This window comes from Pseudomonas piscis, from assembly GCF_009380155.1.
Lineage (GTDB): Bacteria > Pseudomonadota > Gammaproteobacteria > Pseudomonadales > Pseudomonadaceae > Aquipseudomonas > Aquipseudomonas piscis.
In genome coordinates this window covers 517,718-531,417 of sequence record NZ_WHUV01000001.1, presented here as the reverse complement: position 1 = coordinate 531,417, position 13,700 = coordinate 517,718, and the positions used below count along the sequence as shown (strand labels likewise).

General features: G+C 63.6%; 10 protein-coding genes. 7 read left to right on the top strand and 3 right to left on the bottom strand.

Going from position 1 to position 13,700, the window contains the following annotated elements; all coding sequences use genetic code 11:
- Nucleotides 1-59 precede the first annotated feature (59 nt).
- Entirely contained in the window at nucleotides 60-506 is a 447-nt protein-coding gene (gene aac(6'), locus GDH07_RS02480; protein WP_152896607.1) for an aminoglycoside 6'-N-acetyltransferase, read from the top strand.
- A 22-nt stretch (nucleotides 507-528) separates the two neighbouring features.
- Here the strand turns inward: aac(6') and gbdR are convergent, their stop codons facing one another.
- Complete coding sequence (gene gbdR, locus GDH07_RS02475; protein ID WP_022641528.1) at nucleotides 529-1,632, bottom strand: choline metabolism transcriptional regulator GbdR; 1,104 nt, start codon at nucleotides 1,630-1,632, stop codon at nucleotides 529-531.
- Nucleotides 1,633-2,049: 417 nt separating this feature from the next.
- Entirely contained in the window at nucleotides 2,050-3,426 is a 1,377-nt protein-coding gene (locus GDH07_RS02470) for an L-serine ammonia-lyase (protein WP_152896606.1), read from the bottom strand.
- Nucleotides 3,427-3,855: 429 nt separating this feature from the next.
- On the opposite strand from GDH07_RS02470, the gene GDH07_RS02465 reads away from it, so the two are divergent.
- The 3 genes from GDH07_RS02465 to choV all read left to right on the top strand — a co-directional run bounded on the left by GDH07_RS02465 (nucleotide 3,856) and on the right by choV (nucleotide 6,890).
- A complete protein-coding gene (locus tag GDH07_RS02465) occupies nucleotides 3,856-4,803 on the top strand; it encodes a choline ABC transporter substrate-binding protein (RefSeq protein ID WP_022641531.1) in 948 nt (315 codons plus the stop codon).
- Between the two features lie 66 nt (nucleotides 4,804-4,869).
- Complete coding sequence (gene choW, locus GDH07_RS02460; RefSeq protein WP_022641532.1) at nucleotides 4,870-5,715, top strand: choline ABC transporter permease subunit; 846 nt, start codon at nucleotides 4,870-4,872, stop codon at nucleotides 5,713-5,715.
- Nucleotides 5,712-6,890, top strand: a complete 1,179-nt coding sequence (gene choV, locus GDH07_RS02455) for a choline ABC transporter ATP-binding protein (protein WP_053134036.1) — start codon at nucleotides 5,712-5,714, stop codon at nucleotides 6,888-6,890. Before choW ends, choV begins: the two co-directional genes overlap by 4 nt.
- A 165-nt stretch (nucleotides 6,891-7,055) precedes the next feature.
- Here choV and betT read toward each other — a convergent pair whose 3' ends face one another.
- Nucleotides 7,056-9,053, bottom strand: coding sequence for a choline BCCT transporter BetT (gene betT, locus GDH07_RS02450; RefSeq protein ID WP_031320648.1), 1,998 nt, complete (start codon nucleotides 9,051-9,053; stop codon nucleotides 7,056-7,058).
- 425 nt (nucleotides 9,054-9,478) lie between these two features.
- On the opposite strand from betT, the gene betI reads away from it, so the two are divergent.
- From betI to betA, 3 genes are all read left to right on the top strand, one after another.
- Nucleotides 9,479-10,072 (top strand): transcriptional regulator BetI, encoded by a 594-nt coding sequence (betI, locus tag GDH07_RS02440; protein WP_022641535.1) that lies wholly within the window; start codon nucleotides 9,479-9,481, stop codon nucleotides 10,070-10,072.
- Between the two features lie 106 nt (nucleotides 10,073-10,178).
- Nucleotides 10,179-11,651 (top strand): betaine-aldehyde dehydrogenase, encoded by a 1,473-nt coding sequence (gene betB, locus GDH07_RS02435; RefSeq protein WP_022641536.1) that lies wholly within the window; start codon nucleotides 10,179-10,181, stop codon nucleotides 11,649-11,651.
- Between the two features lie 143 nt (nucleotides 11,652-11,794).
- Nucleotides 11,795-13,498, top strand: a complete 1,704-nt coding sequence (gene betA, locus GDH07_RS02430; protein ID WP_022641537.1) for a choline dehydrogenase — start codon at nucleotides 11,795-11,797, stop codon at nucleotides 13,496-13,498.
- The last annotated feature ends 202 nt before the right edge of the window (nucleotides 13,499-13,700 follow it).

Below are 13,700 nucleotides of genomic sequence, written 5' to 3'. Positions count from 1 at the left end.
CAGGGCCGTGGGCCGGTTGCTAGAGTACGCACCTCTTTGTACTGCACAGGCAACCGCCCATGATCCGTATCCTGCCCGGCCAAGCCGCCGATCCCGGCCATTGGCTGCAATTGCGCCTGGGCCTGTGGCCCCACTGCCCACCCGAGGAACACCAGGAAGAAATTCGCCAGATGCTCGCCGAGCCCGCACGCTACGGCTGCTGGCTGGCCCAGGCCGCCGACGGTGAAACACTGGGCCTGGCCGAGGCGTCGTTGCGCCACGACTACGTCAATGGCACCGACAGCTCGCCGGTGGTGTTTCTGGAAGGTATCTACGTCGCTCCCGAGCACCGGCGCCAGGGCACGGCCCAGCGCCTGATCGAACAGGTCAGTCAATGGGGACGGCAGCAGGGCTGCGTGGAAATCGCCTCGGACGCCAGCCTGGACAACCTGGTCAGCCACGCCCTGCACCGCGCGCTTGGCTTCGAGGAAACCGAGCGCGTGGTGTACTTCAAGAAAGCCCTGTGACCGGGGCTGCCTGCAACCGCGCCTAGAGTCGCACGCTGGCGAAGGTCGACTCGTTGCGTGCCTGGCTCAGGGCCGACAGCGGCCCCGACAGTGGCGCCAGGACCATGGCCTGGGGCAGCGGCATCATCGCCACCTGCTGGGTGGTGTTGGAGCCGATGCGCTCGTCCCGTGGCGGAATGCCGAAATACTCGCGGTAGCACTTGGAGAAGTGCGGGGTGGAGACGAAACCACAGACCGAGGCCACTTCGATGATCGACATCGGCGTCTGCTTGAGCAGTTGCCGGGCCCGGATCAAGCGCAGCTTGAGGTAGTAGCGCGATGGCGAGCAGTGCAGGTACTTCTGGAACAGGCGCTCCAGCTGCCGGCGCGATACCGCGACGTACACCGCCAGTTCGTCGAGGTCGATCGGCTCCTCCAGGTTGGCTTCCATCAGCGCGACGATTTCCTGCAGCTTGGGCTGGTTGGTGCCGAGCATGTGCTTGAGCGGCACGCGCTGGTGGTCCTGCTCGTTGCGGATGCGCTCGTAGACGAACATCTCCGAGATCGCCGCCGACAGCTCGCGGCCGTGATCGCGGCTGATCAGGTGCAGCATCATGTCCAGCGGCGCGGTGCCGCCGGAGCTGGTGAAGCGGTTGCGATCGAGGGTGAACAGCCGGGTGCTCATGGCCACCCGGGGGAAGGCTTCCTGCATCGCCGCCAGGCATTCCCAGTGCACGCTGCAATCGAAGCCGTCCAGCAGGCCGGCGCAGGCCAGGGCCCAGCTGCCGGTGCACACCGCGCCGAGGCGCCGGGACTGGCGGGCCTGGCTCTGCAGCCAGGACACATGTTCGCGAGTGACGGTGCGCTGGATGCCGATGCCGCCGCAGACGATCACGGTATCCAGGCTGGGAGCCTTGTGCATGGAGGCGTCGGGGGTGATTTGCAGGCCATCACTGGCCCAGACCTGGCCGCCATCGACGCTGAGGGTGGTCCAGCGATACAGCTCGCGACCGGACAGTTGGTTGGCCATGCGCAGTGGTTCGACTGCGGAGGCCAGGGAAATCAGCGTGAAATTATCCAGCAGCAAGAAACCGATGGATTGAGGCGCACGGTTCTGGGGTTGGGCCCCGGAGTTGAACGACGTCATCGCGATATCTCCTCACACAAAGCGGGTGATGGCCTCAGGCGGAGGCTCTTTTTATTGGTGCCCGTCCCTCGATGGAAACCGGCTTGGTCATCACAGAGCAATTGCCATGCCTAAAGTTGAATGGGCATTCAATAACTCCTGAAAACGACGTCGCGACGTGTCTATATAGCCCTTGCCTGAGTGCGGATAAGCAGTGCGCGGGGGAAGGCCGGCGGATGCCGACCGAGGACGGTGAGCAGTTAGGTAGCACTCGTAGAGCCGTCGCGCGTGCAGGCCACAGCCGAGTGTCACTCAAAGCGCAACGGGCCGACGAACGGGAATGTCCGCTGGCCCCGTGGGCCACTTGTCTAATCACGACGCGCTAAAAGGTGGCGTCCTCCCGCGCCGATGGGCCGTTTGCGCGCAGCGGCTGGCGGCTCAGCACTCCACGGCGCTGACCGCCAGGCCGCCGCGGGAGGTTTCCTTGTACTTGTCGTGCATGTCGGCCCCGGTATCGCGCATGGTGCGGATCACCCGGTCCAGGGAAATGAAGTGCTGGCCATCGCCCCGCAGGGCCATCTGCGCGGCATTGATCGCCTTCACCGCGGCGATCGCGTTGCGCTCGATGCAGGGCACCTGCACCAGCCCGCCCACCGGGTCGCAGGTCAGGCCGAGGTTGTGCTCCAGGCCGATCTCGGCGGCGTTGCACAACTGCTCGGGGCTGGCGCCGAGAATCTCCGCCAGGCCTGCCGCCGCCATGGCACAGGCCGAACCGACCTCGCCCTGGCAACCGACCTCGGCACCGGAGATGGAGGCGTTCTTCTTGCACAGGATGCCGATGGCCGCCGCACCGAGGAAGAAGTCCACCACGTTGGCGTCGGTCACCTCCTCGCTGAACTTCATGAAGTAGTGCAGCACCGCCGGGATGATCCCCGCCGCACCATTGGTGGGCGCGGTGACCATGCGCCCGCCGGCGGCGTTCTCTTCGTTGACCGCCAGGGCATAGAGGTTGACCCACTCCATGGCGCTCAGGGTCGAGCCGATCACATTGGGCTTGTTCAACTCCTGCAGGCTTCGGTGCAGCTTGGCCGCCCGGCGCCGTACATTGAGCCCGCCCGGCAGCGTGCCTTCGTGCTTGAGGCCTTGTTCCACGCAGTCCTGCATGGCCCGCCAGAGCGCCATCAACCCGCTGCGGATTTCTTCCTCCGAGCGCCAGGTCTTCTCGTTGGCCAGCATCAGCTCGGCCACCCGCAGGTTGTGCCTGCGGCACAGTTCGAGCAGCTCTACCGCGCTGGAGAAATCATAGGGCAGTTCGCTGCGGTCCAGGTCCGCCACACCGCTGTCGGCCTGGGCCTGGTCGACGACGAAACCGCCGCCCACCGAATAATAAGTACCGCGATGCAGTTCCCCGCCCTCGCCTTCGGCCACCAGGGTCATGGCATTGGGATGGAACGGCAGGTTCTGCTCCAGCAGGAGCATGTCCCGGGACCAGACGAACGGCAGCGGCAGGCGCCCGTCCAGCAGCAAGGTGGACGTTTCCCGCAGCAAGTCGATGCGGGTGCCGATCAGCGACGGGTCGATCGCGTCCGGCCATTCGCCCATCAGGCCCATGATCACCGCGTTATCGCTGCCATGGCCGATGCCGGTGGCCGACAACGACCCGTACAGCCGTACCTCGATCCGCCGCACCTGCTCCAGCTGCTGCCGTTGGCCCAGGGCCTGGACGAACAGCGCGGCGGCGCGCATGGGGCCGACGGTATGGGAACTGGAGGGGCCGATACCGATTTTGAACAGGTCGAACACACTGATAGCCATGCCTGGATAACTCCTCGATGAGCACAGTCCGGGCGCCGAAAACGCCCACTGACGGAGCTGCTACGCTCAAGCTGCAATCCGCCGAGAAGGGCGCATCATCGGGCTTTTGCCGGGTTTGCCGACGTCTGACACCGACTCGCTCATGCCCACCAACGCCGCCAGGCGCCAGGGTCGGATTCGGGCGTTTTTGCCGCCCGGACGCAGGAAAAACTGCGCAAAAACGCTGGATGCGACCTCACCGACACTGGATGCGACCCTCCCTGTACTGGATACGACGCACCCGGTAGGCGACAGATTTTCACTGGTACATGATCAGTCTCGACTCGATTGCAAGGCACGGTGGTAGAGCTGTTCCCGACACACCAACCGCCACACTCAATAAGCGCGGTCCGAACGCCGCCAAGAAGAACATCCAGGAGTCCCCCCTCTATGAAAGGTTCCCCCTCGTTGTTGCTGGCCGCCATGCTGAGTCTGCCGTTCCTGGCACAGGCCGCAGAACCGGCGCAATGCAGTACCGTGAACTTCTCCGATGTCGGCTGGACCGATATCACCGTAACCACCGCCACCACCAGCGTCGTGCTCAACGCCCTGGGCTACAAGACCAAGACCACGATGATTTCCGTGCCGGTGACCTACAAGTCCCTGGCCGACGGCAAGAACATGGACGTATTCCTCGGCAACTGGATGCCGACCATGGAAAACGACATCAAGCAGTATCGCGATGCCGGCACCGTGGAGACCGTGCGCGCCAACCTGGAGAACGCCAAGTACACCCTGGCGGTGCCCCAGGCGCTGTATGACAAGGGCCTCAAGGACTTCGCCGACATCGCCAAGTTCAAGACCGAGCTGGACGGCAAGATCTACGGCATCGAGCCGGGTAACGACGGCAACCGCACCATCCAGAGCATGATCGACAAGAACGCCTTCGGCCTGAAGGACGCCGGCTTCAAGGTGGTCGAATCCAGCGAGGCGGGCATGCTGAGCCAGGTCGAGCGCGCCCAGCGCCGCGACACCGCGGTGGTGTTCCTGGGCTGGGAACCGCACCCGATGAACACCCGCTTCAAGATGAAGTACCTGACCGGTGGCGATGAGTTCTTCGGTCCCAACTTCGGCCAGGCGACCATCTACACCAACACCCGCAAGGGCTACGTCCAGGAGTGCAGCAATGTCGGGCAACTGCTGAAGAACCTGTCGTTCACCCTGAACATGGAAAGCACCCTGATGGGCAACGTGCTGGACGACAAGATGAAGCCTGACGCGGCCGCCAAGGCCTGGCTCAAGAAAAACCCCGAGGTACTCGACACCTGGCTCGCCGGCGTGACCACCATCGATGGCAAACCAGGCCTGGAGGCCGTCAAAGCCAAGCTTGCCCAGTAAGTCGCTGACGCCGGGCGGGCTGGCCCGCCCGGGCTGTTTTTCCATTGCATGCGGACGTTCATTACCATGCTCACTGATCAGAAAATCCCCCTGGGCCAGTACATCGCGGCCTTCGTCGAGTGGCTGACGAAACACGGCGCCAGCATCTTCGATGCGATCGCCACCACCCTTGAGGCCATGATTCACGGCGTGACCTTCGCGCTGACCTGGTTCAACCCCCTGGCCCTGATCGGCCTGATTGCCCTGCTGGCGCACATGATCCAGCGCAAATGGGGCCTGACCGTATTCGTCGTGCTGTCCTTCCTGCTGATCCTCAACCTGGGGTACTGGCAGGAAACCATGGAGACCCTGGCCCAGGTGACCTTCGCCACCCTGGTCTGCGTGGTCATCGGCGTGCCGCTGGGCATCCTCGCCGCGCACAAGCCGATGTTCTACACCGCCATGCGCCCGGTGCTGGACCTGATGCAGACCGTGCCGACCTTCGTCTACCTGATCCCGACCCTGACCCTGTTCGGCCTGGGCGTGGTCCCGGGGCTGATTTCCACCGTGGTGTTCGCCATCGCCGCGCCGATCCGCCTCACCTACCTGGGCATCTGCGACGTGCCGCAAGAGCTGCTGGATGCCGGCAAGGCCTTTGGCTGCTCGCGGCGCCAGTTGCTGACCCGGATCGAACTGCCCCACGCGATGCCGAGCATCGCCGCCGGCGTGACCCAGTGCATCATGCTGTCGTTGTCGATGGTGGTGATCGCGGCCCTGGTGGGCGCCGACGGCCTGGGCAAACCCGTGGTCAACGCACTGAACACCGCCGATATCTCCCTGGGCTTCGAAGCGGGCCTGGCGATCGTGTTGCTGGCAATCATGCTCGACCGTATCTGCAAGCAGCCGGAACTGCCGGCAAGGGGTGAGGCATGAGCATCATTCGTTTCGAAGACGTCGACGTCATCTTCTCCAACAAGCCGCGCGAGGCCCTGGCACTACTGGACAAGGGCCAGACCCGCGAGCAGATCCTCAAGCAGACCGGCCTGGTGGTCGGCGTGGAAAAGGCCAACCTGGACATCAACAAGGGCGAGATCTGCGTGCTGATGGGCCTGTCCGGCTCGGGCAAGTCGAGCCTGCTGCGCTGCATCAACGGCCTCAATACCGTGAGCCGCGGCAAGTTGTTCGTCGAACACGAAGGCAAGCACATCGATATCGCCCACTGCACTCCGGCGGAATTGAAGATGATGCGCACCAAGCGCATCGCCATGGTGTTCCAGAAGTTCGCCCTGATGCCCTGGCTGACGGTGCGCGAGAACATCAGCTTCGGCCTGGAGATGCAGGGCCGCCCCGAGAAGGAGCGGCGCAAGCTGGTGGACGAGAAGCTGGAGCTGGTGGGCCTGACCCAGTGGCGCAACAAGAAGCCGGACGAACTGTCCGGTGGCATGCAGCAACGCGTGGGCCTGGCCCGTGCCCTGGCCATGGATGCCGACATCCTGCTGATGGACGAGCCCTTCTCGGCCCTCGATCCGCTGATTCGCCAGGGCCTGCAGGACGAGTTGCTGGAGCTGCAGCGCAAGCTGAACAAGACTATCGTGTTCGTCAGCCACGACCTGGACGAAGCCCTGAAACTGGGCAGCCGCATCGCCATCATGAAGGACGGGCGGATCATCCAGTACAGCAAGCCCGAAGAGATCGTGCTCAACCCGGCGGATGACTACGTGCGCACCTTCGTCGCCCATACCAACCCGTTGAACGTACTGTGCGGGCGCAGCCTGATGCGCAGCCTGGACAACTGCAAGCGGGTCAACGGCTCGGTGTGCCTGGACCCGGGTGGCGACTCCTGGCTGGACCTGGCCGAGGGCAACACCATCAAGGGCGCCCGGCGCAACGGCTCGCAACTGGACCTGCAGAACTGGGTGCCGGGGCAATCGGTGGAAGAGCTGGGCCGGCGCCCGACCCTGGTGGATTCCAGTATCGGCATGCGCGAGGCCCTGCAGATCCGCTACCAGACCGGCAACAAGCTGGTGCTCCACGATAACCATAAGGTGGTGGGGATCCTCGGCGACAGCGAGCTCTACCACGCGCTGCTCGGCAAGAACCTGGGCTGATGGCCGCAAACGACAACGCCGCGACTCAGGTCGCGGCGTTGTCGTTTGAGCGGGAATAGAGGTGCGAATTGCACCTGTTGCAAGAGCGGATGTAGCGGTGCGCCACACATCGCTTCGCGGGCGACGCGGTACCCGGTGAGCCCGGGCCCGCGTCTACTTCAGGACTTAGCTGTAGACCCGGCCCAGGAGTTGCCGATGGCTTTCGAACTGATCGAGCACGTCACGGGTGATCTGCTCCTGGGTGAAACCCATCAGGTCGTACTCCTGGCTGCCGTTGTGCAGGTAGACCTCGGCACGGTAGTAGCGTGCACGCTCTTCCGGCGCATCGGCCGATTCGCTCGGCGCCGCCAGGTAACCGTCCAGGCTCACCTCATAGACGAAAGGGTTGCCCTCTTCCATCTCGATCCGTACACCCATGCAGCGCTTGGACTTGCCCAGCAGGGTCTGCACATCCAGCCCCTGGTTGCGCAACTGGGTCGCGGCCTCTTCCAGCGCCGGGGTCACGTGCTTGTCCATGAAGCGCTGGACCACTGCCTGGGTCGGCTGCAGGTCCAGTTGGGTCAGGCGCTCGCTGAAACCGCGACGGCCGCGGGCCGCCAGTTCCGCTTGTTCCTGCTCGACCCGGGTGTCCTGGGCCATGGCCTTGTACAGGCCGAACATGAAGCACACCAGCACCACCGAGAACGGCAGGCCAGCCAGCACCACCATGGTCTGCATGGCCTGGAAGTTACCGGCGAACAGCAGGCCGACGGTCACCAGGGTGATCACGACCGACCAGAAGATCCGCAGCCAGTGCGGGGCGTCTTCGTCGACGTTGCCGCCCTTGCAGGACAGGTTGGCCATCATCACCGCGCCGGAGTCGGCCGGGGTCAGGAACAACACGAAGCCCACGAAGATCGACACACCGATGACGATCTTCGACGCCGGGTAATGCTCGAGCAACTGGTAGATGGCCATGGACGGCTGTTCCAGGGCGGTCTTGCCCAGTTCCACCGCGCCCTGGTTGAGCACCAGGTCCAGGGCCGAGTTGCCGAAGATCGACAGCCAGGCCAGGGTGAAGCCCAGCGGGATCAGCAGTACGCCAGCCACCAGCTCGCGCACGGTGCGGCCACGGGAAATACGAGCGATGAACATGCCCACGAAAGGTGCCCAGGAAATCCACCAGGCCCAGTAGAACAGGGTCCACAGGCCCAGCCAGCGATCGGACTTGGCGCTGTCGCCTTCATACACATAGAGGTCGAACGTCTTGAGCACCACGCCGTTGAGGTAGTCGCCGATGTTCTGCACGAAGCCGTTGAGCAGGTGCAGGGTCGGGCCGAACAGCAGGACGAAGATCAGCAAGCCGCTGAACAGCACGATGTTCAGGTTGGACAGGCGGCGAATGCCGTTCTCCACCCCGGACACTGCGGCGATGGTGGCCACCGTGCTCATGACGATGATCACGATCAGCAGGTTGGTGTTGCTGTGCTCCATGCCGAACAGGTTTTCCAGGCCGGACGATACCTGCATCGAGCCGATGCCCAGGTTGGTCACCAGGCCCAGCAGGGTCACGAACATGCCGAAACCGTCCACCGCGTGGCCGGCCGCGCCCTTGACCCAGCGCTCGCCCACCAGCGGGTACAGCGCCGAACGCAGGGCCAGTGGCTGGTTATGCCGGTAGGCGAAGTACGCCACCGCCAGGCCCACCAGGGCATAGATCGCCCAGCCGTGCAGGCCCCAGTGCAGGAACGTCAGTTGCAGCGCCTGGCGCGCGGCCTGGTTGCTGGCTGGCACGCCTTCGGGCGGATTGAAGTAGTGGTCCAGGGGCTCGGACGCACCGAAGTACAGCAGCGAGATGCCGATGCCGGACGAGAACAGCATCCCGGCCCAGGCGCCATAGCTGAAGTCCGGGGTGTCTTGCTTGGTCCCCAGCTTGAGCTTGCCGTAGGAAGAGAACGCCAAGCCCACCACGAACACCAGGTAGGCGGCGATCACCAACATGTAGTACCAGCCGAAACTGCGGGACAACCATGCCTGGGCAACGTCCAGCATTTTGCCGGCCTCTTGCGGGGCGATGATCAGGATCGCAGTCAACAACAGGATCAGCGCGGTCGAGGTGTAGAACACCCAACCGTTGACCCGCACCTTTTCCGGCGGGGTCTTTATAAGAGAGGCAGAACTCATTGCACAGATGCTCCAGGCAGTGCGAGAGAAGGACACAAGGCAACACGGCACCCGACCAATCGGTTAGTTGGCAGCCGATCGTCGGGTGATATAAAGACACCCCGAAAAAAGCCCGGACCCACGGCGGCTGCGTTGCGAACCAGCGTCCCCGGCCTCGACTCGAACCGCTGGTTCGGCGTCAGGCCTGAAGCGTCTTGCCCATTCAACACGTCCGTCCTTACCGGTTCACGCCATGCCATCCCTGGGGTGCGGTCTTTTTCGGAGGTCGTTTTCCGCCATCTACATGCGGGAAGAATCCGTAGGCAGCGACGATTTGTCGCAGATCTTATTCTTTGTTGATTGAACGTTCAATCAAAACAAAATAGACTGGCCCGCAAGCCGACAGCCGTCATGCGTCTGCCGGCGGGCCTAAGGAGAGGTAGCAGATGCCCAAGGTCGGTATGCAACCCATACGCCGCCAGCAGTTGATCGAAGCCACGCTACAAGCGGTCGATCAGGTCGGGATGGGGGACGCCAGCATTGCGCTGATCGCCCGTTTGGCCGGAGTGTCGAACGGCATCATCAGTCACTACTTTCGGGACAAGAACGGCCTGATCGCAGCGACGATGGGTTACATCATGAGCATGCTCAACGAAGGCGTCAGAGCACGCCGCCAGGCCCTGACGGACGACAGTCCGCGCGCTCATCTGAAGGTGATCATCGAGGGCAACTTCGATGCCAGCCAGGTGAACGGCCCGGCAATGAAAACCTGGTTGGCCTTCTGGGCTTCCAGCATGCACCAGCCCGATTTGCACAGGTTGCAGCGGATCAACGACCACCGCTTGTATTCCAACCTGTGCTGCCAGTTCCGCCGCGTCCTGCCGCTCTACCATGCGCGCAAGGCAGCCCGCGGCCTGGCGGCCTTGATCGACGGCTTGTGGCTGCGTGGCGCCCTGTCGGGTGATGCATTCGACACCGACCAGGCGATACGGATTGCTTACGAATACATGGATCTACAACTGGCTAAGCAGGAGCGCTAGAGCACAACCAAGACGCTCGGCCTCTGCACGCCACTGATCAGCGCGCCCGAATCCAAGGGCACGCTCGGTGGCCAAGCCCATAACTCAATGCACTTGCGAGGACACTATGGCCCGTTTTGAACTGCAAAAACTCTACATCGACGGCGGCTACACCGATGCCGGCAGCGACGCCACCTTCGATGCCATCAACCCGGCCAACGGTGAAGTTCTCGCACAAGTGCAACGTGCGACCAAGGAAGATGTGGAACGCGCCGTGGTCAGCGCCGAAAAAGGTCAGAAGATCTGGGCCGCCATGACCGCCATGGAGCGTTCGCGCATCCTGCGTCGCGCCGTGGACATCCTGCGTGAGCGCAACGACGAGCTGGCCGCCCTGGAAACCCTGGATACCGGCAAGGCCTACTCCGAAACCAAGTACGTCGACATCGTCACCGGCGCCGACGTGCTGGAATACTACGCAGGCCTGGTACCGGCCATCGAAGGCGAGCAGATCCCGCTGCGCGACACTTCCTTCGTCTACACCCGCCGCGAGCCACTGGGCGTGGTCGCCGGTATCGGCGCCTGGAACTACCCGATCCAGATCGCCCTGTGGAAATCCGCCCCGGCCCTGGCCGCTGGCAACGCGATGATCTTCAAGCCCAGCGAAGTGACTTCGCTGACCACCCTGAAACTGGCCGAGATCTACACCGAGGCTGGCGTACCGGCTGGCGTGTTCAACGTCCTGACCGGCAGCGGCCGTGAAGTCGGCACCTGGCTGACCGAGCACCCGCGCATCGAGAAAGTCTCCTTCACCGGCGGCACCGACACCGGCAAGAAAGTCATGGCCAGCGCTTCGAGCTCCTCGCTCAAGGAAGTGACCATGGAACTGGGCGGCAAGTCGCCGCTGATCATCTGCGACGACGCCGACCTGGATCGCGCCGCCGACACCGCGATGATGGCCAACTTCTACAGCTCGGGCCAGGTTTGCACCAACGGCACTCGCGTGTTCGTACCGAGCCATCTGAAGGCTGCTTTCGAAGCCAAGATCGCCGAACGCGTTGCCCGCATCCGCGTCGGTAACCCAGAGAACGAGAACACCAACTTCGGTCCGCTGGTGAGCTTCGCCCACATGGAGAACGTGCTGGGCTACATCGCCAAGGGCAAGGAAGAAGGTGCCCGCGTACTGTGCGGCGGCGAGCGCCTGACCGATGGCGAATTCGCCAAGGGCGCCTTCGTGGCACCAACCGTGTTCACCGACTGCACCGACGACATGACCATCGTCCGTGAAGAAATCTTCGGCCCAGTGATGAGCATCCTCACCTACGAGACCGAAGAAGAAGTGATCCGTCGTGCCAACGACACCGACTTCGGCCTGGCCGCCGGTATCGTCACCCGCGATCTGAACCGCGCCCACCGCATCATCCACCAGCTCGAAGCCGGTATCTGCTGGATCAACGCCTGGGGCGAGTCCGACGCCAAGATGCCAGTCGGCGGCTACAAGCAGTCGGGTGTGGGCCGTGAGAACGGCATCAGCTCGCTGAACAACTTCACCCGCATCAAGTCGGTGCAGGTCGAGCTGGGCGACTACAGCTCAGTATTCTGAGCAGCGGCAAGTAGCTAGCTATCAGCGGCAAGCCAAGGCATTAGCCCGGCTTGCCGCCTGCCCCTCATTCAATGCCAAGCCCGCTTCGCTGCCTTTTCTCGCAGCTTGAAGCTTGAGGCTTGCAGCTCTCCACGGAGGCTCCAATGGCCCAAGAATACGACTACATCATCGTTGGTGCCGGCTCTGCCGGTAACACCCTGGCGACCCGTCTGACCGAAGACGAAGGCGTCACCGTCCTGCTGCTGGAAGCCGGCGGCCCGGACTATCGTTTCGATTTCCGTACCCAGATGCCTGCGGCACTGGCGTTCCCCCTGCAAGGCCGTCGCTACAACTGGGCCTATGAGACCGATCCAGAGCCGCACATGGACGGCCGCCGCATGGAATGTGGCCGTGGCAAGGGCCTGGGCGGCTCCTCGCTGATCAACGGCATGTGCTACATCCGTGGCAACGCCATGGATTACGACGGCTGGGCCAAGCTGCCAGGCCTGGAAGACTGGTCGTACCTGGACTGCCTGCCGTACTTCCGCAAGGCCGAAACCCGCGACATCGGCCCTAACGACTACCACGGTGGCGAAGGCCCGGTGCGAGTGACCACGCCCAAGGCTGGCAACAACCCGCTGTTCCACGCCATGGTCGAGGCCGGCGTACAGGCCGGTTACCCGCGTACCGAAGACCTCAACGGCTACCAGCAGGAAGGCTTCGGTCCGATGGACCGCACCGTGACCCCTGAAGGCCGTCGCTCCAGCACCGCCCGCGGTTACCTGGACGTGTCCAAGAAGCGCTCCACCCTGACCATCGTCACCCACGCCCTGACCGACAAGGTCCTGTTCGAAGGCAAGCGCGCCGTAGGCGTGAGCTACCTGCAAGGCAGCACCGAAGAGCGCGTGGAAGCCCGTGCGCGCAAGGAAGTCATCGTCAGCTCCGGCGCCATCGCTTCGCCACAGCTGCTGCAACGCTCCGGCGTCGGCCCGCGCGCCCTGCTGGAAAGCCTGGACATCCCGGTGGTCCACGACCTGCCAGGCGTCGGTGAGAACCTGCAGGACCACCTGGAGCTGTACCTGCAATACGCGTGCACCCAGCCGGTATCGCTGTACCCATCGCTGCTGTGGTGGAACCAGCCGGCCATCGGCGCGCAGTGGCTGTTCAAGGGCACCGGCATCGGCGCCAGCAACCAGTTCGAAGCCGGTGGTTTCATCCGTACTCGCGAAGAGTTCGAATGGCCGAACATCCAGTACCACTTCCTGCCGGTAGCGATTAACTACAACGGCTCCAACGGCGTGAAGGAACACGGCTTCCAGGCCCACATGGGCTCCATGCGCTCGCCGAGCCGTGGCCGCGTGCAGGCCAAGTCGAAAGACCCGCGCCAGCACCCGAGCATCCTGTTCAACTACATGGCCACCGAGCAGGACTGGCAGGAATTCCGCGACGGCATCCGCCTGACCCGCGAAATCATGCAGCAGCCGGCACTGGACGCCTACCGCGGCCGCGAGATCAGCCCCGGCATCGAAGTGCAGACCGATGAACAGCTGGACACATTCATCCGCGAGCACGCCGAGACCGCGTTCCACCCATCCTGCTCATGCAAGATGGGTACTGACGACATGGCCGTGGTCGATGGCCAGGGTCGCGTGCACGGCATGCAGGGCCTGCGTGTGGTGGATGCCTCGATCATGCCGATCATCACCACCGGCAACCTCAACGCGCCGACGATCATGATGGCCGAGAAAATCGCCGACAAGATCCGTGGCCGCCAGCCGCTGCCGCGCAGCAAGGCTGCCTACTACGTGGCCGGCGAAGCCCCGGTACGTGGCAAGCCTGTACGCGACGTAGCCGCGAACGCGCAGTAAGCACGATTGGCGCCGGCCGCAATGGCCGGCGCCATTTCCTTGGATTTCCCGCCCTCTCCCCTTCTGTTCATTGCACGGCCTGCGTCCTTGATCGCAGCCACAGGCAACCGCTACAGTCTGCCCATCCGCTGCACCCCCTGCGTTCCACGGACTTTATCCCGAGCCCTGCGCGACCTATACCTGTAGGAGCCGGCCCGCCGTC

What these genes read in the sequence shown, in the direction of transcription:
- gbdR (WP_022641528.1), bottom strand. Translation starts at nt 1,632, where the DNA reads ATGACGTCGTTCAACTCCGGGGCCCAACCCCAGAACCGTGCGCCTCAA.
- GDH07_RS02470 (WP_152896606.1), bottom strand. Translation starts at nt 3,426, where the DNA reads ATGGCTATCAGTGTGTTCGACCTGTTCAAAATCGGTATCGGCCCCTCC.
- GDH07_RS02465 (WP_022641531.1), top strand. Translation starts at nt 3,856, where the DNA reads ATGAAAGGTTCCCCCTCGTTGTTGCTGGCCGCCATGCTGAGTCTGCCG.
- choW (WP_022641532.1), top strand. Translation starts at nt 4,870, where the DNA reads ATGCTCACTGATCAGAAAATCCCCCTGGGCCAGTACATCGCGGCCTTC.
- choV (WP_053134036.1), top strand. Translation starts at nt 5,712, where the DNA reads ATGAGCATCATTCGTTTCGAAGACGTCGACGTCATCTTCTCCAACAAG.
- betT (WP_031320648.1), bottom strand. Translation starts at nt 9,053, where the DNA reads ATGAGTTCTGCCTCTCTTATAAAGACCCCGCCGGAAAAGGTGCGGGTC.
- betI (WP_022641535.1), top strand. Translation starts at nt 9,479, where the DNA reads ATGCCCAAGGTCGGTATGCAACCCATACGCCGCCAGCAGTTGATCGAA.
- betB (WP_022641536.1), top strand. Translation starts at nt 10,179, where the DNA reads ATGGCCCGTTTTGAACTGCAAAAACTCTACATCGACGGCGGCTACACC.
- betA (WP_022641537.1), top strand. Translation starts at nt 11,795, where the DNA reads ATGGCCCAAGAATACGACTACATCATCGTTGGTGCCGGCTCTGCCGGT.